The organism is Mycobacterium paraffinicum, from assembly GCF_001907675.1.
Taxonomy (GTDB): Bacteria; Actinomycetota; Actinomycetes; order Mycobacteriales; family Mycobacteriaceae; genus Mycobacterium; species Mycobacterium paraffinicum_A.
This window is the reverse complement of record NZ_MPNT01000026.1, coordinates 58,661-78,945: the sequence shown is the minus strand read 5'-3', so window position 1 is coordinate 78,945 and position 20,285 is coordinate 58,661. Positions and strand designations below refer to the sequence as shown.

Below are 20,285 nucleotides of genomic sequence, written 5' to 3'. Positions count from 1 at the left end.
TGGCGATGCGGGGATCGGACAGCCCCGGGCGCACCCACGCCTCGGCCGGGGGCGGTGCCTGGCCCGGCGCCGGCTGTCCCGGGGCCGGCGCTTGACCCGGCGGCGGCGCCTGCGGCGCGGGCTTGGGCTGGAGCTCCTGCGCGGGCATCGAGTTGAGCACGGGGCGGATGTAGAGCCGGGCGGTCTGCCCCAGGTTGCGGGCCTCGTTGCCGTCGTTTCCGGGCACGGTGATGACCAGGTTGTCGCCGTCGACCACGACCTCCGAACCGGAGACGCCCAGCCCGTTGACCCGCGCGCTGATGATCTGCTGCGCCTGCGCCAGCGCGTCGCGGCTCGGACGCGACCCGTCCGGCGTGCGCGCGGTCAACGTGACGCGGGTGCCGCCCTGTAGGTCGATCCCGAGCTTGGGGGCGGCACGCTTGTCCCCGGTCAGGAACACCAGCAGGTACACCCCGACGAGCAGCAACAGGAAGACGGACAGGTAGCGGGCAGGGTGCACCGGCGCCGAAGAAGACGATGCCACGTTCCTTCTATCTCCTCGCGAATCGGTTTCTTACCCCGGACAGAGCCTAGAAAAGACTACGTGGCTCCGACTCGGCGATCGCGCCGCTGGTGCGTTTGGGCCGCAATTGCCGTCAGGAATCCTTGGTCGCCCGGTTGTCGCCGAATTCTTCCAAGTCGTCGGCATCGTCGTCCTCGGCGAGATCGTCCTCGTCGGGCAGGATCCGGTCGCGGATCGCCAGCTTCATCCAGGTGGTGACCACGCCGGGCGCGATCTCGAGGTCGACGGTGTCGTCCGTGATCTCGACGACCGTGGCCTGAAGCCCGGACGTGGTGTGCACGCGGTCGCCCGGCTGCAACGACTCGTGCAGGTCGATGGTGGCCTGCATCGCGCGCTTCTGGCGCCGCGACGCGAAGTACATGAACCCGCCCATGATGAGCAGGAAGGGCAGGAACAGGATCAAACTATCCATCAAGGGGCCTGTCTTTTCGTAGTGGCTTCGTCGTGGCACTTCAATGCCATTGGTGGCCGGGACGACCCGCGGGCCGCCCACCTCATACCGGCCAGTGTGCCATTGCCGCAGGTAGCTCCCGAGCGCCGCGGTGCACGCGAGGCCGGGCGGGGCCCTGCCGGATAGGCTGGAGTAGCGACGTGACAGGCGCGCCGCGGTGAGGAGAAAATCGTGGCCGGCCTCGAGCAGACTCGCCAGCTGGTCACCGAAATCCCCGGTCCCGCTTCGCTGGAGCTGACCAAACGGCGCGCGGCGGCGGTGTCTCATGGGGTCAACGTCTCGTTACCGGTGTTCGTGGCGCGGGCCTTTGGCGGCATCATCGAGGACGTCGACGGCAACCGGCTCATCGACTTGGCCTCGGGCATCGCGGTGACCACCATCGGCAACTCCTCGCCCCGGGTGGTGGAGGCGGTGCGCGCCCAGGTCGCCGAGTTCACCCACACCTGCTTCATGGTTGCGCCCTACGAGCAGTACGTCGCTGTCGCCGAGGAGCTCAACCGGATCACGCCGGGCTCCGGCGAGAAGCGCTCGGTGCTGTTCAACTCGGGCGCCGAGGCCGTCGAGAACGCCGTCAAGGTCGCCCGCGCGTACACCCGCAAGCCCGCCGTCGTGGCGTTCAACCACGCGTACCACGGCCGCACCAACCTGGCGATGGCGCTCACCGCCAAGTCCAAGCCGTACAAGAGCGGCTTCGGGCCGTTCGCCCCGGAGGTCTACCGGGCTCCGATGTCCTACCCGTACCGGGACGGCCTGCTCGACAAGGAGCTGGCCACCGACGGAGAGAAGGCCGCCGCCCGGGCGATCGACGTGATCGAGAACCAAGTCGGCGCCGACAGCCTCGCCGCGGTCGTCATCGAACCGATCGCCGGCGAAGGCGGCTTCATCGTGCCCGCCGAGGGATTCCTGCCCACCCTGCTCAGCTGGTGCCGTAACAACGACGTGGTGTTCATCGCCGACGAGGTGCAGAGCGGTTTCGCGCGCACGGGCGCGATGTTCGCGTGCGAGCACGAGGGCCCGGGAGGTCTGGAACCCGACCTGATCTGCACCGCCAAGGGCATCGCCGACGGACTGCCGCTCTCGGCCGTCACCGGCCGCGCGGAAATCATGGACGCGTCGCACGTTGGCGGTTTGGGCGGCACATTCGGCGGAAACCCCATCGCTTGTGCTGCAGCACTGGCCACCATTACCACGATCGAAAGTGACGGGCTGATCGAGCGGGCCCGGCAACTGGAACGGCTGATCACCGAACCGTTGTTGCGCCTGCAGGCCGGCGATGACCGGATCGGCGAGGTGCGCGGTCGCGGCGCCATGATCGCCATCGAGCTGGTGAAGTCAGGAACCGCCGAGCCCGATGCGGAGCTGACTCAGAAACTCTCCACCGCGGCCCATGCCGCCGGGGTCGTCGTCTTGACCTGCGGCATGTTCGGCAACATCATCCGGCTGCTGCCGCCGCTGACCATCAGCGACGAGCTGCTGAACGAGGGCCTCGAAGTCCTGGCGGGACTGCTGGCCGACCTGTAACACCGGCGGACTCGAGCGAGCCGCGTGGGCAACCTCACAAGGTGAGCCGCGGCGCGGCCATGGTGGAATACCGTTACTTTAGCTAACGTTCTAATCATCAGCGCATCAGCGCGAGAAGACTCAATATCTTTCATTACAAGGGAATTGTTTATGTCGACCATCAATCACGACGAGCGGCTCGAGCGCCGCATCGAGGACCTGACCGCCAACGACCCCCAGTTCGCCGCCGCCCGCCCCGACAAGGCGATCGAAGCGGCGCTCGAGCAGCCCGGGCTGCGCCTCCCGCAGGTGATCCGGACGGTGCTCGAGGGGTACGCGGACCGCCCCGCGTTGGCGCACCGCGCGGTGGAGTTCGTCAAGGACTCAGCGAGCGGACGCACCAGGCTGGAGTTGCTTTCCCGCTACCAGACGCTGACCTACCGCGAGCTCAGCCAACGGGTTTCAGCGCTCGGCCGCGCTTGGGCCCACGACGAGGTGCACCCCGGTGACCGGGTGTGCGTGCTGGGCTTCAACAGCGTCGACTACACCACCATCGACGTGGCCCTGGCGACGATCAGCGCGGTGTCGGTCCCGCTGCAGACCAGCGCGTCGCTGACGTCGCTGCAGCCGATCGTCGCCGAGACCGAGCCCACCGTGATCGCGGCGAGTGCGAACCAGCTGCCCGACGCCGTGGAGCTGATCCTGAGCGGCCACCGGCCCGCCAAGCTGGTGGTGTTCGATTACCACCCCGAGGTCGACGACGAGCGCGAGGCGGTGGAGACCGCCCGCATGCGGCTCGCGGACGCCGGCGTCACGGTGGAAACGCTCGCCGAGGTGCTCGATCGCGGCAAGGCGTTGCCGGACGCGCCGATCCCGGCCACCGACGAGCCCGACCCGCTGGCCCTGCTGATCTACACCTCCGGCAGCACCGGCGCGCCCAAGGGCGCGATGTACCCGCAGAGCAACGTCGGCAAGATCTGGCGCCGGGGCAGCAGGAACTGGTTCGGCGAGAGCGCCGCGTCGATCACCCTGAACTTCATGCCGATGAGCCACGTCATGGGCCGCGGCGTCCTCTACGGCACGCTGGGCAACGGCGGCACGGCCTACTTCGCGGCCAAGAGCGACCTGTCGACCCTGCTCGAGGACCTCGAGCTGGTGCGGCCCACCGAGCTGAACTTCGTGCCGCGCATCTGGGAGACGCTGTTCGGCGAATTCCAGCGCGTCGTCGAACGGCGGCTGGCCGACGGCGGCGACCGTGCCGCGATCGAGGCCGAGGTGCTGGCCGAGCAGCGCCAGTACCTGTTGGGCGGGCGGTACATCTTCGCGATGACGGGCTCGGCGCCCACCTCGCCGGAGCTGCGCGCCTGGGTCGAATCGCTGCTCGAAATGCACCTGATGGACGGCTACGGCTCCACCGAGGCCGGCATGGTGCTGTTCGACGGCGAGGTTCAGCGCCCGCCGGTGATCGACTACAAGCTCGTCGACGTGCCGGACCTGGGCTACTTCCGCACCGACCGGCCCCACCCAAGGGGCGAGTTGTTGCTGCGGACCGAGAACATGTTCCCCGGCTACTACAAGCGGGCCGAGACCACCGCCAACGTGTTCGACGAGGAGGGCTACTACCGGACCGGCGACGTCTTCGCCGAGGTCGCGCCCGACAAGCTGGTGTACGTCGACCGCCGCAACAACGTGCTGAAGCTGGCGCAGGGCGAGTTCGTCACCCTGGCCAAGCTGGAGGCCGAGTTCGGCAACAGCCCGCTGGTGCGCCAGATCTACGTCTACGGCAACAGTTCGCAGCCCTACCTGCTTGCCGTCGTGGTCCCCACCGAGGAGGCACTGGCCTCGGGCGACCTGGAGACACTCAAGCCCAGGATCGCCGACTCGCTGCAGAACGTCGCGCGCCAGGCCGGCCTGCAGTCCTACGAGGTGCCGCGCGACTTCATCATCGAGACCACCCCGTTCAGCCTGGAGAACGGTCTGCTGACCGGGATCCGCAAGCTGGCGTGGCCGAAGTTGAAGCAGCATTACGGCGAGCGGCTCGAGCAGCTCTACGCCGAGCTGGCCGAGGGGCAGGCCAACGAGCTGGCCGAACTGCGGCGCAACGGCGCGAACGCGCCCGTGCTGCAGACCGTGAGCCGGGCCGCCGCGGCCATGCTGGGCACGGCGAGCAGCGAGCTGACGCCCGACGCGCACTTCACCGACCTCGGCGGAGACTCGTTGTCGGCGTTGACGTTCGGGAACCTGCTGCGCGAGATCTTCGACATCGACGTCCCCGTCGGCGTGATCGTGAGTCCGGCCAGTGACCTGCAGGCCATCGCCCACTACATCGAGGGCGAGCGGCAGGGCACCAAGCGGCCCACCTTCGCCGCCGTCCACGGCCGTGACGCGACCGAGGTGCACGCCCGCGACCTGACCCTGGACAAGTTCCTCGAGGCCGAGACGCTGGCCGCCGCGCCCAGCCTGCCGAAGGCGACCGCCGAGGTCCGCACCGTGCTGCTGACCGGAGCGACCGGCTTCCTGGGCCGCTACCTGGCGCTGGAATGGCTCGAGCGGATGGACATGGTCGACGGCAAGGTGATCGCCCTGGTTCGGGCCAAGTCCGACGCGGAGGCGCGCGCCCGGCTGGACAAGACCTTCGACAGTGGAGACCCCAAGCTTCTGGCGCACTACCGGGAGCTTGCCGCCGACCACCTGGAGGTCGTCGCCGGCGACAAGGGCGAGGCCAACCTCGGCCTGGACCAGCAGACCTGGCAGCGGCTCGCCGACACGGTCGACTTGATCGTCGACCCGGCCGCGCTGGTCAACCACGTGCTGCCGTACAGCGAGCTGTTCGGCCCCAATGCGCTCGGCACCGCCGAGCTCATCCGGATCGCGCTCACCACCAAGCTGAAGCCGTACACCTACGTGTCGACGATCGGCGTCGGTGACCAGATCAAGCCCGGACAGTTCGTCGAGGACGCCGACATCCGGCAGATCAGCCCCACCCGCGCGATCAACGACGACTACGCCAACGGCTACGGCAACAGCAAGTGGGCCGGCGAGGTGCTGCTCCGCGAGGCGCACGACCTGTGCGGCCTGCCCGTGGCGGTGTTCCGGTGCGACATGATCCTGGCCGACATCACCTACGCCGGCCAGCTCAACCTGCCGGACATGTTCACCCGGCTGATGCTGAGCCTGGTCGCTACCGGTGTCGCGCCCGGTTCGTTCTACGAGCTGGACGCCGAGGGCAACCGCCAGCGTTCGCACTACGACGGCCTGCCCGTCGAGTTCATCGCCGCGGCGATCTCCACACTGGGGACGCAGGTGCTGGACGAGGGCTCCCGTGGGACTGGGTTCCAGACGTACCACGTGATGAACCCGTACGACGACGGCATCGGCCTCGACGAGTACGTCGACTGGCTGATCGAGGCGGGCTACGGGATCCAGCGCATCGCCGACTACGGCGAATGGCTGCGGCGGTTCGAGCAGACGATGCGGGGCCTGCCGGAGCGGCAGCGCCAGTACTCGCTGCTGCCGCTGCTGCACAATTATCAGAAGCCCGAGAAGCCGATCAACGGTTCGATGGCACCGACCGACCGCTTCCGCGCCGCGGTGCAGGAGGCGAAAATCGGCCCCGACAAAGACATTCCGCATGTCTCGGCGCCGATCATCGTCAAGTACATCACCGACCTGCAGTTGCTCGGACTGCTGTAAGGCACCCAAGACCGATCGCCAGCCTGGCTTCAGGCTGGCGATCGGTCTTTCTGCGTGCGCGTTACTGGGAAGGGTGCGGCCAGCGCAGGTACGCGGCATTGGCGCCCGACGCCGCGCCCGGGCGCTGGCGGCGCCACCCGCGCTTCGGTTCCGGGTCGGCAGCCGTCCGTGGCTTGGTCAGCGCGCCGGAGGACACCTCGGCCGGCTCATACGTCGACTCCCGGTACGGTTCGACGCCCGGCGTTGCCGCGGCCGCCGGTGCGACGGGCTGCACGTCACGCGCCAGCCGCACGGCCGTGCGCGCCAGCACCACACCGCCCACGAAGACGATCAGCGCACCCAGTCCGGAGAAATAGCTGACCTCGAGGACCGCGCGCTTGCGCTCGGTCGCGGCGATCGGGTCACCGGCGGAGCCGATTCCCAGCAGCGGCGCCAGCTGACCACCGACGACGAACCAGGCGCCGGCCAGGACCGCCAGCCAGCCGCCCAGCATCGCGGCGACGCGGTTTCCGGCGACGATCAGCAAGAGACCGCCCAGGACGGTCGCGGCACCAGGCAGAACCTCGAGCCACCCTCGAGCCGTGCTCCATGCCCACTCCCGATCGGGCGTGTAGGCGAAATTAAAGCGCGGTCCGACAAACGGTATTAACGCCCCCCAAGCTCCCAGAATGACCAGAAGCAGTCCGCTGACCGCGCCACGCGAACGCGGCATGCTCAGCCCGCGGGTTTGGTCGTCTTCTGCGTATTTCATGACATCCCCTCGTTGAATACCGGGCCTATTTCCGGCGCGACATGGGTACCCGACCATTTCCACTCGTAACCCATCGGATGGGCGCAGGCGAGCCCGCCCCCGTGACGATTGGGGCTGGTGAGACAGTTGTTAACGGGTGAGGCCGAGTAGCAACAGCACGATAGCGATGGCCGGAAAGGCGCCCTGGGTCGCCGCGGCCCGCGCCTTCTCCGGCGCGGACAGCAGCAGGACCACCGCGGCCGCGGCCATGGACCCGACGCCGGCGAAGATGAGCGTCGCACCAACGGCGTTGTGTCGCAAGACAATCGACGCGATGCCAAGGCCGGTGAGCACGGCCAGGAACAGGTTGTAGAAGCCTTGGTTGAAAGCCAGCAGCTTGGTGGTCTCGGCCTCCTCGGCCGTCGTGCCGAACGTGGCGCGGGTGCGCGGCGAGGTCCAGGTCAACGATTCCATCACGAAGATGTAGACGTGCAATAAAGCCGCCAGCCCGGCGAATACCAACCCGGCGGTGATCATCGCTCCTCCTCGGGGGTCGAGGCCTGCGCCGTGGGCACGCTGAACTCTACCGACACGCGGTCGTCCGGCGGGCCCAGACGCGAAAGAGCGCCGGTAGCCAAGGGCTACCGGCGCCTCCCGCGTGGGTAGTTACACGCCGGCGTGGTGGTGCCGGTGGAACAGGCCGCCACCGGCGCGCCGACCGAAGAAGCCACGCCCGCGGGGTTCGGCTTCCACCCGGTCTGTCCGCGCCGCGGTCACACCGCGCGTCTCGTCGTAGACGGCCGGCTCACCCGCCGGCACGGCGCCGGCCGCCACCGGGGCGGGTTCCGTCACCACGACGTCGCGCGCGTGCCGAACCGCCGTGCGCGCCACGGCCGCCCCGCCCAGGAACACGATCAGGGCGCCCAGGCCGGTGAAGTAGCTGATCTCGAGCAATGCGCGCTTCAGGTCCGTCGCCGCTGCCGGCTGACCGAGGTCCCCGAGGCCAAGGGTCGAGGCGAACGCGCGGCCGACCACGAACCAGGCGCCGCCGAGGACGGCCAACCAACCGCCGAACACGGCGCTGGCGCGATTGCCGGACAGGAGCACCAGCAGGCCACCCAGTGCCGTGGCGGCACCGGGGAGTACCTCGAGCCATCCCTTGGTCGCGGTCCACGTCCATGCGGGGTCGGTCAGGTAGGCCCAGTCGACGTTGGGCCCGAAGAACGGCACCAGTGCGCCCCAAGCACCCAACAGAATCAGGAGCAGCCCGGTTAGCGCGCCGCGGGTACGTGGCATGTACAGCGCGCGAGGGCGTTCATTGTCATAGCGCGTGGTCCTCATCGGAATCTCCTTTAACAGGTATTACTGCTGTGAGCCTGGTTACCCGGCGATGCCGGCGGGTAACCCGCGCAGGTGGTGGCTATGGCCGGTGAGCGGGAGCGCGATCGCCGCCGCAGCGGCCTTCTGAGCAGGCAGAAAAGCGGAGCCGGGAACGGTCGCTCGCCGGCTCAGCCGCAAAGGTCACGATTTGGCCGCAAATGGGGCCTGGCCACTAATCGAACAGACCGGGTTGGCCCAACCCGGTGACGCCCGCCGGCGGGTTCAAGCCCAGGTGTGTCCATGCCTGCGCGGTGGCCACCCGGCCCCGCGGCGTGCGGGCGACCATCCCAGCGCGGACCAGGAACGGCTCGCACACCTCCTCGACGGTGGCGGCCTCTTCCCCCACGGCCACCGCCAGCGTGGAGACCCCGACCGGGCCGCCGCCGAAGCTGCGGGTCAGGGCCGATAACACCGCCCGGTCCAGCCGGTCCAGACCGAGTTCGTCGACGTCGTAGACCGCCAGCGCGGCCTTGGCGACGTCGCGGGTGATCACCCCGTCGGCGCGCACCTCGGCGAAGTCGCGGACCCGGCGCAGCAGCCGGTTGGCGATGCGCGGCGTCCCCCGCGAGCGCCGGGCGATCTCCTCGGCCGCCTCGGCGCCCAGCTCGATGCCGAGGATGCCGGCGGAGCGGGCCAGCACCAGCTCCAGCTCGACGGGTTCGTAGAAGTCCATGTGGGCGGTGAACCCGAACCGGTCGCGCAGCGGACCGGTCAGCGCGCCGGACCGGGTGGTGGCGCCGACCAGGGTGAAGGGCGCCACCTCCAGGGGTATGGACGTCGCCCCGGGGCCTTTGCCGACCACCACGTCGACGCGGAAGTCCTCCATCGCCAGGTACAGCATTTCCTCGGCGGGCCGGGCGATGCGGTGAATCTCGTCGATGAACAGCACGTCGTGCTCGACCAGGTTGGACAGCATCGCGGCCAGGTCACCGGCGCGCTCCAGGGCGGGACCCGACGTCACCCGCAACGACGACCCGAGCTCGGCGGCGATGATCATGGCCAGCGACGTCTTGCCCAGCCCCGGCGGCCCCGACAGCAGGATGTGATCCGGCGTGCCGCCGCGGTTCTTGGCCCCCTCGATGACCAGCTGGAGCTGTTCGCGCACCCGCGGCTGGCCGATGAATTCCCCCAGCGACCGCGGCCGCAGGCTGACGTCGACGTCGCCCTCCCCGACGGCCAGCGCCGGGGACAGCTCGCGGTCGGCGAAGTCGTCGGTCATCGCGACTTACCCAGCAGCGATAAAGCGGCGCGCAGGGCGCCGGACGTCGTCGCGTCCTGTTCGGTGGCCAACACCTTGTCGGTGGCCTCCTCGGCCTGCTTGACGGCGAAGCCGAGGCCGACCAGGGCCTCGACCACCGGCCCGCGCACCGCGTGCCCGTTCACCGCGGACGCGGGTGCGCCCGCCGACACCGCCGCGCCCACCTTGTCGCGCAGCTCGAGCACCATCCGTTCGGCGCCGCGCTTGCCGATGCCGGGGACCCGGGTCAGCGCAACCACGTCGCTGTCGTGCAGCACCTGCCGCAGCGCCACGGCGTCGTGAACCGCCAGCGTCGCCATCGCCAGCCGCGGGCCAACCCCCGACACGGTCAGCAGGGTCAGGAACAGGTCGCGGGTCTCGGCGTCGCCGAACCCGTACAGCGTCATCGAGTCCTCGCGCACCACCATCGCGGTGATCAGCCGCGCCTCGGTCCCGGTGCGCAACGTCGCCAGCGTCGACGGCGTCGCGTTCACCCGGTAGCCGACACCGGCCGCCTCGATGACGGCGTGGTCGAGCGCCACCTCGAGCACCTCACCGCGCACCGAGGCGATCATCGCGCGGCCTTCAGCTTGGCGAGGTACGCGTGCCGCTGTTGCGCGGCCAGCGCCTCGGCCGCCGCCATCCGGGCCAGCATCGGCGCCCGCCAGCAATGGCAGATCGCCAACGCCAGCGCGTCCGCGGCGTCCGCGGGAGTCGGCTTTGCTTGTAACGCAAGGATTTTCGTGACCATCGCGGTCACCTGAGCCTTGTCCGCCGCGCCGTTGCCCGTGACGGCGGCCTTGACCTCGCTCGGGGTGTGGAAGTGCACGTCGATGCCGCGCTTGGCCGCCGCCAGCGCGACCACGCCGCCGGCCTGCGCGGTGCCCATCACCGTCGACACGTTCAGCTGGGAGAACACCCGCTCGACGGCGACGACGTCCGGTTGGTGCGTGGCCAGCCAGTGCTCGACGGCATCGCTGATGGCCAGCAGCCGCTCGGCCAGCGGCGCGTCCGACGGCGTCCGCACCACGTCCACGTCCAGCGCGACCACGTTTCGCCCGCGCCCAGTTTCCACGACCGACAGTCCGCATCGGGTCAGTCCGGGGTCGACGCCCATCACGCGCATTGCCCGCTCCCACCTGTAGAACAGCTGTTCGATACCCTAGCGGCCGGCACCGACGGCTCCGCGCAGGACACGCGGCGGTACTGCCAATTCCGCCGCGCGACGTTACAGCGCCGAACTCAACGAAAAGCTGTTAGCTTTACCCCACGTTCGCTCAAGACAGGTGGCAACGGAAGGTTTCGCGTGGGATCATTGCTGGTCGTTATCGCGATCGTGCTGTTCATCGCGTCCATCGTCGTACTCGTCATCGCTTTGCGGCGCCCCAAGCAACCGAGTCCCCCACGCGGTCGCCAGGATCCCCTCTCGTTCAACGCGATGCCGGAGTTCGGTCCGCGGCAACTCGGCCCCGGCGCGATCGTGAGCTACGGCGGCGTCGATTACGTGGTGCGCGGATCGGTGACCTACCGCGAGGGCCCGTTCGTGTGGTGGGAGCACCTGTTGGAGGGCGGCGACCAGCCGATCTGGTTCAGCGTCGAGGAGGACGACGGGCGGCTCGAGCTGGCGATGTGGGTCAGCCGCAAGGACCTCGCGCTGCAGCCGGGCGGCCAGTACGTCGTCGACGGGGTGACGTTTCACGAGTCCGAACGCGGTCGCGCCTCGTTCACCACCGAGGGCACCACGGGCCTGCCCGCGGGCGGCGAGATGGAGTTCGTCGACTGCGCCAACTCCGATGAATCGCTGCTGCTTTCGTTCGAGCGCTGGGCGCCGGGCATGCCGTGGGAGGTTTCGACCGGCAAGCCGGTGCTGGCCGGCGAGCTGACCGTGTATCCCGCGCCCCCGCCGTCGTCCTCCTAGGAACGCGCCGGTGCCGCTTCATCAGCTCGCAGTAACCCCTTGCGACGTTTCGGGGCAAAGGCTCGGACTTGCGCTCAACGCGCCCGCACCGCCACCGCTGGCGACCTGCCTGCTGCACCACCCCGGCGGCGGTGCCTTGTTGCTCGGGGTCCTCGGCGCGTCGCACATCGTCACGGTCGAGCACGCCGCGGGCCCGTTCTCCGAAGAGGTTTCGTGCACGGCGCGCGGCCTCGGCGTCGACCTGCCGGAGCGCACGGCCGCGCCCGGCTACTCCCTGGAGTCCCGCATCGACACCTACGACGAGGGCACCTTCCGCCGCCTGGCGCATGACCTTCGTGATCGCTGTGCCCGCGAAAAGGGTTGGCTCGGCGGATCTTTCCCCGGTGACGACGCCGCGCTGACCGCGTTGGCCGCCGAACCCGACGCGGCGGGCTGGCGTTGGCGGACCTGGCACCTCTACCCGCGCGGCCCGGTGGGGTCCGGCGGGCAGGTGGTCCACACGACCAGCAGGTGGCGTCCGTGAGCCGTAACCGCCTGTTCGTCATCGCCGGTGTGCTGGCCGTCGCCGCCACCGTCTGCCTGATCTTCGGAATCATCCTGTCGCAGAAGAACATTGCTTCCTACATCGCCAGCCACTATCACGAGTACGCCCACGACGCGAACGGGACCCGCTACGAGTGCAGCGGCTCCGCCGACGACGTGGCCGACACGCTCGCCGAGTATCAGGCCCCGGAGGCGCGTGCCGCCAACGGCGACAACGAGTACCTGCGCTACCGCAGCAACATCGTGACGGTCGGCCCCGACGGCAATCACCCGTGCAGCATCCGCCTGGAAAGCCTGAACGCCGGATATAGCCACGGCGCCTTCATCTTTCTCGGCCCCGGCTTCACGCCCGGCTCCCCCTCGGGTGGCGCCGGCGGCAGCCCGGGCGGCCCGGGCGGAACCAAGTGACCTCTAGCCGGAAACGCAAAGGAGACAAACCATGTACCTCGCGATCGATTTCGGATCCACCAACCTCGGCACGATCACCCAGGGCGTGGTCGCCGTCGTGCTGTATTTCGCGGTCGGCGTCGTCGTGCTGATCGCCGGCTTTCTGATGGTGGACGTCCTCACCCCCGGTAACCTGCGCCAACTGGTGTTCATCGACAAGCGCCCGAACGCCGTCGTCCTCGCGTCGGCCATGTACATCGCGCTCGCCATCGTCATCATCAGCGCGATCGCGAGCAGTTACAGCCAGCTGGGGCAGGGACTCGTCGGTGTGGCGGTATACGGGCTGGTGGGTGTCGTGCTGCAGGGCGGGGCGCTGCTGATCCTGCAGATCGCGGTGCCGGGCAAGTTCCGCGAGCACGTCGACGAACCGGAACTGCACCCGGCGGCTTTTGCCACCGCCACCATGCTGGTGGCCGTGGGAGGAGTGATCGCCGCCGCCATCTCATGACCTCGACGGAAAGCCGCCCACAGCCGTCGGTCGCCTCAACGGCGCTGCCCGGGCGGTGGCGGGCCGTCCTGCTGGCCGCCGTCGCGGCCTGCGCGGCGTCCGGCATCATCTACGAACTCGCGCTCCTGACGCTGGCGGCGAGCCTGAACGGCGGCGGCATCGTCGCCACCTCGCTGATCGTCGCGGGCTACATCGCCGCGCTCGGGGTGGGCGCCCTGGTGGTCAAGCCCCTGCTGGCGCACGCGGCCATCGCGTTCGTCGCGGTGGAGGTGCTGCTGAGCATCGTCGGCGGCCTGTCCGCCGCGGCGCTCTACACGGTGTTCGCCTTCATCGACGACGAGTCGATGTGGATGCTGGCGCTGGGCACCGCGCTGATCGGTGGGCTGGTCGGCGCCGAGGTGCCGCTGTTGATGACCATGCTGCAACGCGGCCGCAGCGGCGAGGCGCCCGACACCGGCCGGACGCTGGCCAACCTCAACGCGGCCGACTACCTCGGTGCGCTGGCCGGCGGCCTGGTGTGGCCGTTCCTGCTGCTGCCGCAGCTGGGCATGATCCGCGGCGCGGCGGCGACCGGCATCGTCAACCTGCTGGCCGCGGCCGTCGTGGCAATCTTCGTGCTGCGCCGGGTGGTTTCGGGCCGGCAGCTCGCGATGGCGCTGTGCGCGCTCGCCGCGGCGCTCGCGCTGCTGGCCACGCTGCTGGCGCGTTCGGCCGCCATCGAGACGACCAGCAGGCAACGGCTCTACGCCGACCCGATCATCGCCTACCAGCATTCGGCCTACCAGGAGATCGTGGTCACCCAGCGCGGTAACGACATGCGGCTCTACCTGGACGGCGGCCTGCAGTTCTCCACCCGGGACGAGTACCGCTACACCGAAAGCCTGGTCTATCCCGCGCTGGGGTCCAGCGCCCGATCGGTCCTCGTGCTCGGCGGCGGCGACGGGTTGGTGGCCCGCGAACTGCTGCGCCAGCCGGGCATCACCAAGATCGTGCAGGTCGAGCTCGATCCCGCGGTGATCCAGCTGGCCCGCACCACGATGCGCGGGGCCAACGGCGGTTCGCTGGACAGCCCGCGCGTCAAGGTGGTGATCGACGACGCCATGCGCTGGTTGCGCTCGCCGCACCCGGACGTCATCCCGCCGGGGGGCTTCGACGCGATCATCGTCGACCTTCCCGACCCCGACACCCCGGTCCTGGGCCGGCTCTATTCGACCGAGTTCTATGCGCTGGTCGGGCACGCGCTCACCGCCGACGGGCTCCTGGTCGTGCAGGCCGGCAGCCCGTTCTCGACGCAGACGGCGTTCTGGCGCACCACCTCGTCGATCCGCGCGGCCGGCTATGCGGTGACGCCGTACCACGTCTATGTGCCGACGTTCGGCGACTGGGGTTTCACGCTGGCGCGCCGCGGGTCCGCACCGCCGGCACCCACCGTGCCGCCCAACGCGCCCCCGCTGCGCTTCCTCAATCAGCACGTGCTCGACGCCGCGACGGTGTTCCCCGACGACACCCGCCCACGCGCTTTGGACCCGTCAACGCTGGACAATCCGCGCATCGTCGAGGACATGCGGCACGGATACGACTAGTTTCAATGGCGCCGACCCGCCGCGCCCGCCGCCTCGCGGCGCGCTTGCGATCGACTAGTCCTCGTCGAGGGCGGCCAGAACCTCGTCGGATAGGTCGACGTTGGTCCAGACGTTCTGCACGTCGTCGCTCTCCTCGAGGGCGTCGACAAGCTTGAACACCTTCCGGGCGCTGTCGACGTCCACCGGCACGCTGACCGAGGGCTGGAAGCTGGCCTCGGCCGACTCGTAGTCGATGCCGGCGTCCTGCAGGGCGGTCCGCACGGCGACCAGATCGGTGGGCTCCGAGATGACCTCGAAGCTGTCGCCCAGGTCGTTGACGTCCTCGGCGCCGGCGTCGAGGACCGCCGTCAGCACGTCGTCTTCAGTGAGCCCGTTCTTCTCCAGCGTGACCACGCCCTTGCGGGTGAACAGATAGGACACCGAGCCCGGATCGGCCATCGTGCCGCCGTTGCGGGTCACCGCCACCCGGACCTCGCCGGCCGCGCGGTTGCGGTTGTCGGTCAGACATTCGATCAGCACCGCCACGCCGTTGGGCCCGTAGCCCTCGTACATGATCGTCTGGTAGTCGGCGCCGCCGGCTTCCTCGCCGGCCCCGCGCTTGCGGGCGCGCTCGATGTTGTCGTTGGGCACCGACGTCTTCTTCGCCTTCTGAATGGCGTCATACAGCGTCGGGTTGCCCGCCGGGTCCCCGCCGCCGGTGCGGGCGGCGACCTCGATGTTCTTGATCAGCCGGGCGAACTCCTTGCCCCGCCGCGCGTCCTTGACGGCCTTCTGGTGCTTGGTGGTGGCCCACTTGGAATGGCCGCTCATCGGTGTCTCTTACCTCTTCTGTCTTCGAAAGTTCGCCAGACGAGTCTACGTGGGCGCCGAGTGTGGGCCCTAGGCACGTGATCCGCCCCGAATTCGTCCATAGGCCCCACACTCGACGGCTTATGTGTCAGGCGAGCCCGTTGACGATGTCCACGAAGAGCTGGTGGACGCGGCGGTCCCCGGTCATCTCGGGGTGAAACGCCGTCGCCAGACTCCTCCCCTGCCGCACGGCGACGGCGTGCCCCGACGCTTCGGCCAGCACCTGCACGCCGTCGCCGGCCCGCTCTACCCACGGGGCGCGGATGAACACCGCCCGCACCGGACCCTCCAGCCCGGCGAACGCTATGTCACCCTCGAACGAATCGACCTGGCGCCCAAAAGCGTTGCGCCGCACGGTCATATCGATCGCCCGCAGCGGCAGCGCCGCGCGCCCGCCCGCGCCGGCGTCGAGGATCTCGCTGGCCAGCAGGATCATGCCCGCACACGCGCCATAGGCGGGCAGCCCGTCGGCGAGCAGCCCGCGCAGCGGCTCCAGCAGGTCGAGGTCCAACAGCAGGTGGCTCATCGTGGTGGATTCCCCGCCGGGTATGACCAGCCCGTCGACCTTCTCCAGCTCGCCGCGTCGGCGCACCGGCATCGAATCGGCCCCGGCCTCGCCCAGCGCGGCCAGGTGCTCGCGGGTGTCACCCTGCAGCGCCAGCACGCCGATGCGCGGCGCGTTCACTGCGCGGTCGGCTGAAATCCGCGCGGGAAGCGCGTCAGCCCCTCCTGCATTACCGCCGCCACCATCTCGCCGGTCTGGGTAAAGATCTTGCCCTGGCACAGCGCGCGTCCGCCGCTCGCCGACGGCGACGACTGGTCGTAGAGCAGCCACTCGTCGGCCCGGAAAGCCCGCATGAACCACATCGCGTGGTCCAGCGACGCCACCTGCAGATGCTCGCGGACGTCGAGGTGGGTGACCTGCGCCGAGCCCAGCAGCGTGAGGTCGCTCATGTAGGCGAGCGCGCAGATGTGCAGGACCGGGTCGTCGGGCAACGGGTCGCGGTGGCGGAACCACACCTGCTGTTGAGAAGCCTTGCCCGGCAACGGCTGCAGGCGATCGCGCGGCACGATGCGCACGTCCCACTCCGCGAACTGCCGGAACCCCGCGTCGTCGAAGACTCTGATCGAGTTCAGCCCCGGCAGGCCGTCGGGCGGCGGCGCGGCCGGCATGACGTCCTGGTGGTGGACGCCCTCCTGGTCGGTCTGGAAGGACGCCCCCATGCTGAAGATGATTTCGCCGTGCTGAATGGCGTTGACACGCCGGGTGGCGAACGAACCGCCGTCGCGGGTGCGTTCCACGATGAAGACCGTGGGCTTGTTGGCGTCCCCGGGCCGCAGGAAATAGCCGTGCAGGGAATGCACCTGGTAGCGCGGGTCTACGGTGCGCACCGCCGAGACGAGCGACTGCCCGGCGACGTGGCCGCCGAACGTGCGCTGCAAGTATCCCGACTCCGGGCTGAACACCCGACCGCGGTAGATGTTGACCTCGAGTTGCTCCAGATCAAGGATCTCTTCGATCGCCACGGACTGTTCTTACCAGCCGCGTTCGGCCAGTCGGTGGGGCTGCGCGATCTGCTCGACGTTGATGCCCACCATGGCCTCGCCCAGCCCGCGCGACACCTTCGCCAACACGTCCGGGTCGTCGTAGAAGGTGGTCGCCTTGACGATGGCGGCGGCGCGCTGCGCGGGATCCCCGGACTTGAAGATCCCCGAGCCGACGAAAACGCCCTCGGCCCCGAGCTGCATCATCATCGCCGCGTCGGCCGGCGTCGCGATGCCGCCGGCGGTGAACAGGGTGACGGGCAGCTTGCCGGCCCGGGCCACCTCGGCCACGAGGTCGTACGGCGCCCGCAATTCCTTTGCGGCGACGAACAATTCGTCTTCCGACATCGAGGTCAGCCGGCGGATCTCGCCGCTGATCGCACGCATGTGCGTGGTGGCGTTGGAGACGTCTCCGGTGCCGGCCTCGCCCTTCGACCGGATCATGGCCGCGCCCTCGCTGATGCGCCGCAACGCCTCGCCCAGGTTGGTCGCCCCGCACACGAACGGCACGGTGAACTTCCACTTGTCGATGTGGTGGGTGTAATCCGCGGGAGTGAGCACCTCGGACTCGTCGACGTAATCCACGCCGAGGCTCTGCAGGATCTGCGCCTCGACGAAATGGCCGATGCGCGCCTTGGCCATCACCGGGATGGTCACCGCGGCGATGATGCCCTCGATCATGTCGGGGTCGCTCATCCGCGACACCCCGCCCTGGGCGCGGATGTCGGCGGGCACCCGTTCGAGCGCCATCACGGCGACGGCGCCGGCAGCCTCCGCGATGCGGGCCTGCTCCGGAGTGACGACGTCCATGATGACGCCGCCCTTGAGCATCTCGGCCATGCCGCGTTTGACTCGCGCCGTTCCCGTCTGATTGGCCTGACTCGGCCGTGCGCCGCTCTCCACTAGCTCCTGCTCTCCTTGAACCACTCGCGCCTCCACTCTAGTGGGGGGAACAAACGAGTTCTCCGTGCGCTTCCGGGAGTCGCTCCAAGGGGATGCGACGAGCGTCACATTGTGCTAACAATTGCCTCGACTGTTTGCGCAGACCGTTGCTGCTGGTGCGGATCCGTGGATGGCAACCCTGGTCACACCGGCCGTGGCGGTTGGCCGAAAAGGGGTCCCGGATGTTGCCGGATTTCGTGCTGTTGCCCCCGGAAATCAATTCGGCGCGCATGTATGCCGGCCCGCGCTCCGCGTCGATGTGGGCCGCGGCCGCGGCCTGGGACGGAGTGGCCGCCCAATTGGAGTCGGCGGCAAGTGCTTTCCAGTCGACGGTGTCGGCGCTGACGGGTGGGGCGTGGCAGGGGCCGGCATCGATGACGATGGCTTCCGCGGCCGCCCCGTACGTGCAATGGATGACCACGACCTCGGCGCAGGCGGAGCTGGTGGCCAACCAGGCCCGGTTGACCGCCGGCGCGTTCGAGGCGGCCTTCGTCGCGACCGTGCCCCCGGCGGTCGTCGCGGCCAACCGCGCCCTGCTGATGACGCTGATCGCGACCAACATCCTGGGCCAGAACACCGCGGCGATCGCGGCGACCGAAGCCGAGTACGGCGAGATGTGGGCCCAGGATGTGGCGGCGATGACCGGATACGACGCCAGCACGCGGGCGGCCGAGGCCACCTGGACGCCGTTCGGCGACCCGCCGCTGACCCTGACGAGCCTGCCCACCGCGTCCTTCACCTCGTTCGGTCAGCAGCTGCTCGATTCGCTGATCCAGTCGATGACGCAGTCGCTGATGAACCCGATGTCGCAACTGCAGATGCTCTCGACGCCCGCCCAGTTCGCGATGGAGCCCATGAACATGATGGTGGGCCAGCTCATGTCCGGCGCCAATCCCGTGCTGACCAGCGCCGGCAGTGGTCCCGCGATGGACCCGGCGCTGGCGTCCGCGGTCAGTCCGGGCACGGGCGGCCCGATCAGCGCGCAACTCGCCGGGCGTGTGGTCGCCGCGAGCACCGGCCGGGCCGGTTCGATTGGGGCGCTGTCGGTGCCGGCGAGCTGGCCGACCGCCGCGCAGGGCGCAACCTCGGCTGCCGCGGCGACGCCCAGTGCGGCGGCGAGCCCGGTCTCGGCGAGTCTGCCCGCGACGCCGCACCTGTCCTCCACGGGCATTCCCGCGCGAGCGGCCGCCGCCACATCGGCGACCGCGCGCGAGGGCCTTTCTCCACGGCTGGTGCCGAGTTAGCCAGGGGGACCACCGATGTCGTTCGTGATCACCGACCCTGACGCGATGGCGGCGGCCGCCGACGAGTTGCAGGCGATCGGTTCGGACCTGGAGGCGACGAACGCGGCCGCGGCGGCCCCGACGACGGGAGTGCTGCCGCCGGCCACGGATTCGGTGTCGGCGCGCGCGGCGGCCCTGCTCGACGCGCACGCCCAGCAGTATCAGGCCGTCAGTGCGCAGGCGGAGCTGTTCCACAACCAGTTCGTGCAGACGCTGATCACCGCGCGGAACGCGTACGCCGAAACCGAGGCCTCCAACGCGGCCGCCATGCAGTCGTCCACCGCGTCGGACAAGATCGCACTGATCATGGGCGGCACCGGCAACCCGTCGCCGGACCTGAAGTACCTGACGTCGATCGAACAGACGTATCTCGCCCAGAATTACTCCGGCTACACGTTGGTGAGTTTGCGCACGCCAGAACAGTTCTGGCCGGTCACCGGGCTCGGCAGCGAAACCTTCGGCAAGTCCGTCTACCAGGGCGTGGCGACGCTGAACAGCGCGATCCTGACGCAAACCGCTGCGGGGAATCACGTTGTGGTCGTGGGCTATTCGCAAAGCGCGACCATCGCCAGCCTGGAAATGCGGTATCTGCAAGCCCTGCCGGCCGCCCTACGGCCAAGTCAAGACCTACTCAACTTCGTGTTGCTCGCCGATCCCAACAACCCGATGGGCGGCATCCTGACGCACTTCATTCCGGGCTTCGGTGCATTCCATTTCGCGACGCCGCTGACCACGTCCTACGCGACGTCGATTTTCACGCTGCAATACGACGCGATCGCCGACTTCCCGCTGCACCCGTTGTGGCTGCCTTCGGACCTCAACGCGCTGTTCGGGTTCCTCGAACTGCACCACACGATGCCCTTCCTCGCCCCCGCACAGGTCGCCAGCGCCCTGCATCAGCAGATCGGCAACCTGAGCTTTTACTTCATGCCCACCACGCAATTACCGCTGCTCGACCCGCTGCGGATGCTGCCGATCATCGGAAATCCGCTGGCCGACCTGCTCCAACCGTTCCTCAAGCCGATCGTCGATTTGGGCTATGCGCCAGGCCTTTTCCCGAGCGCGCTCAGCGGCGCCGGCTATCTCGGCCCCGGCGTCGCGTCCGGCATCAGCAACCCGCTCGTGGCGGCAGCGCCGCCGCTGGTCTCCAACGGTCTCGCGAGCGGGTTCTAGC

The 20,285-nt window shown here is 69.1% G+C and carries 20 protein-coding genes and 1 pseudogene; 9 read left to right on the top strand and 12 right to left on the bottom strand.

Annotated features, from left to right (window positions below):
• Both BRW65_RS22915 and yajC read right to left on the bottom strand, forming a co-directional pair.
• Positions 1 to 523 (bottom strand): annotated as a pseudogene (locus BRW65_RS22915) (protein translocase subunit SecD); the annotation flags it as partial.
• Positions 524 to 635: 112 nt separating this feature from the next.
• Positions 636 to 974 carry a preprotein translocase subunit YajC gene (yajC, locus tag BRW65_RS22910; RefSeq protein WP_073878598.1) on the bottom strand — a complete coding sequence of 113 codons (339 nt, stop codon included), beginning with the start codon at positions 972 to 974 and terminating at the stop codon, positions 636 to 638.
• Between the two features lie 210 nt (positions 975 to 1,184).
• Here yajC and gabT point away from each other — a divergent pair, with 210 nt between their 5' ends.
• Positions 1,185 to 2,534 carry a 4-aminobutyrate--2-oxoglutarate transaminase gene (gene gabT, locus BRW65_RS22905; RefSeq protein WP_073878596.1) on the top strand — a complete coding sequence of 450 codons (1,350 nt, stop codon included), beginning with the start codon at positions 1,185 to 1,187 and terminating at the stop codon, positions 2,532 to 2,534.
• 150 nt (positions 2,535 to 2,684) lie between these two features.
• Positions 2,685 to 6,206, top strand: a complete 3,522-nt coding sequence (gene car, locus BRW65_RS22900; RefSeq protein ID WP_073878594.1) for a carboxylic acid reductase — start codon at positions 2,685 to 2,687, stop codon at positions 6,204 to 6,206.
• A 61-nt stretch (positions 6,207 to 6,267) separates the two neighbouring features.
• Here car and BRW65_RS22895 read toward each other — a convergent pair whose 3' ends face one another.
• From BRW65_RS22895 to ruvC, 6 genes are all read right to left on the bottom strand, one after another.
• Positions 6,268 to 6,957, bottom strand: coding sequence for a hypothetical protein (locus tag BRW65_RS22895; RefSeq protein ID WP_073878592.1), 690 nt, complete (start codon positions 6,955 to 6,957; stop codon positions 6,268 to 6,270).
• A gap of 129 nt (positions 6,958 to 7,086) precedes the next feature.
• Positions 7,087 to 7,473: a DUF1304 domain-containing protein gene (locus BRW65_RS22890; protein ID WP_073878590.1), complete on the bottom strand. Its 387-nt coding sequence runs from the start codon at positions 7,471 to 7,473 to the stop codon at positions 7,087 to 7,089.
• 129 nt (positions 7,474 to 7,602) lie between these two features.
• Positions 7,603 to 8,277, bottom strand: coding sequence for a hypothetical protein (locus BRW65_RS22885; protein WP_073878588.1), 675 nt, complete (start codon positions 8,275 to 8,277; stop codon positions 7,603 to 7,605).
• A gap of 211 nt (positions 8,278 to 8,488) precedes the next feature.
• Positions 8,489 to 9,535: a Holliday junction branch migration DNA helicase RuvB gene (ruvB, locus tag BRW65_RS22880; RefSeq protein ID WP_073878586.1), complete on the bottom strand. Its 1,047-nt coding sequence runs from the start codon at positions 9,533 to 9,535 to the stop codon at positions 8,489 to 8,491.
• Entirely contained in the window at positions 9,532 to 10,128 is a 597-nt protein-coding gene (gene ruvA / locus BRW65_RS22875) for a Holliday junction branch migration protein RuvA (protein WP_073878584.1), read from the bottom strand. The genes ruvB and ruvA overlap by 4 nt, the downstream gene beginning before the upstream one ends.
• Positions 10,125 to 10,679 (bottom strand): crossover junction endodeoxyribonuclease RuvC, encoded by a 555-nt coding sequence (gene ruvC / locus BRW65_RS22870; protein ID WP_073878582.1) that lies wholly within the window; start codon positions 10,677 to 10,679, stop codon positions 10,125 to 10,127. The genes ruvA and ruvC overlap by 4 nt, the downstream gene beginning before the upstream one ends.
• A 180-nt stretch (positions 10,680 to 10,859) precedes the next feature.
• Here ruvC and BRW65_RS22865 point away from each other — a divergent pair, with 180 nt between their 5' ends.
• From BRW65_RS22865 to BRW65_RS22845, 5 genes are read left to right on the top strand one after another with little or no spacing between them, the layout of a single operon-like run.
• Complete coding sequence (locus BRW65_RS22865) at positions 10,860 to 11,471, top strand: DUF4178 domain-containing protein (RefSeq protein ID WP_073878580.1); 612 nt, start codon at positions 10,860 to 10,862, stop codon at positions 11,469 to 11,471.
• A gap of 10 nt (positions 11,472 to 11,481) precedes the next feature.
• Positions 11,482 to 11,994 carry a DUF2617 family protein gene (locus tag BRW65_RS22860; protein WP_073878578.1) on the top strand — a complete coding sequence of 171 codons (513 nt, stop codon included), beginning with the start codon at positions 11,482 to 11,484 and terminating at the stop codon, positions 11,992 to 11,994.
• On the top strand, positions 11,991 to 12,422 hold the full coding sequence (locus tag BRW65_RS22855; protein WP_073878621.1) for a DUF4247 domain-containing protein: 432 nt from the start codon (positions 11,991 to 11,993) through the stop codon (positions 12,420 to 12,422). Before BRW65_RS22860 ends, BRW65_RS22855 begins: the two co-directional genes overlap by 4 nt.
• Positions 12,423 to 12,453: 31 nt before the next feature.
• Entirely contained in the window at positions 12,454 to 12,909 is a 456-nt protein-coding gene (locus BRW65_RS22850; protein WP_067751764.1) for a DUF350 domain-containing protein, read from the top strand.
• On the top strand, positions 12,906 to 14,492 hold the full coding sequence (locus tag BRW65_RS22845; RefSeq protein ID WP_073878576.1) for a polyamine aminopropyltransferase: 1,587 nt from the start codon (positions 12,906 to 12,908) through the stop codon (positions 14,490 to 14,492). Before BRW65_RS22850 ends, BRW65_RS22845 begins: the two co-directional genes overlap by 4 nt.
• Positions 14,493 to 14,546: 54 nt before the next feature.
• Here the strand turns inward: BRW65_RS22845 and BRW65_RS22840 are convergent, their stop codons facing one another.
• The 4 genes from BRW65_RS22840 to pdxS form a co-directional block, all read right to left on the bottom strand.
• Positions 14,547 to 15,302, bottom strand: coding sequence for a YebC/PmpR family DNA-binding transcriptional regulator (locus BRW65_RS22840; RefSeq protein WP_073878574.1), 756 nt, complete (start codon positions 15,300 to 15,302; stop codon positions 14,547 to 14,549).
• Positions 15,303 to 15,429: 127 nt separating this feature from the next.
• Complete coding sequence (pdxT, locus tag BRW65_RS22835) at positions 15,430 to 16,026, bottom strand: pyridoxal 5'-phosphate synthase glutaminase subunit PdxT (RefSeq protein WP_073878572.1); 597 nt, start codon at positions 16,024 to 16,026, stop codon at positions 15,430 to 15,432.
• Positions 16,023 to 16,868, bottom strand: a complete 846-nt coding sequence (gene tesB / locus BRW65_RS22830) for an acyl-CoA thioesterase II (protein ID WP_073878570.1) — start codon at positions 16,866 to 16,868, stop codon at positions 16,023 to 16,025. Before tesB ends, pdxT begins: the two co-directional genes overlap by 4 nt.
• A gap of 9 nt (positions 16,869 to 16,877) precedes the next feature.
• Positions 16,878 to 17,789: a pyridoxal 5'-phosphate synthase lyase subunit PdxS gene (gene pdxS / locus BRW65_RS22825; protein WP_073878568.1), complete on the bottom strand. Its 912-nt coding sequence runs from the start codon at positions 17,787 to 17,789 to the stop codon at positions 16,878 to 16,880.
• 221 nt (positions 17,790 to 18,010) lie between these two features.
• Between pdxS and BRW65_RS22820 the strand changes: the two genes are divergently transcribed.
• Together BRW65_RS22820 and BRW65_RS22815 are read left to right on the top strand one after the other, a co-directional pair.
• Entirely contained in the window at positions 18,011 to 19,072 is a 1,062-nt protein-coding gene (locus BRW65_RS22820; protein ID WP_167374081.1) for a PPE family protein, read from the top strand.
• A 15-nt stretch (positions 19,073 to 19,087) separates the two neighbouring features.
• Positions 19,088 to 20,284, top strand: a complete 1,197-nt coding sequence (locus tag BRW65_RS22815; RefSeq protein ID WP_073878564.1) for a PE family protein — start codon at positions 19,088 to 19,090, stop codon at positions 20,282 to 20,284.
• The last annotated feature ends 1 nt before the right edge of the window (position 20,285 follow it).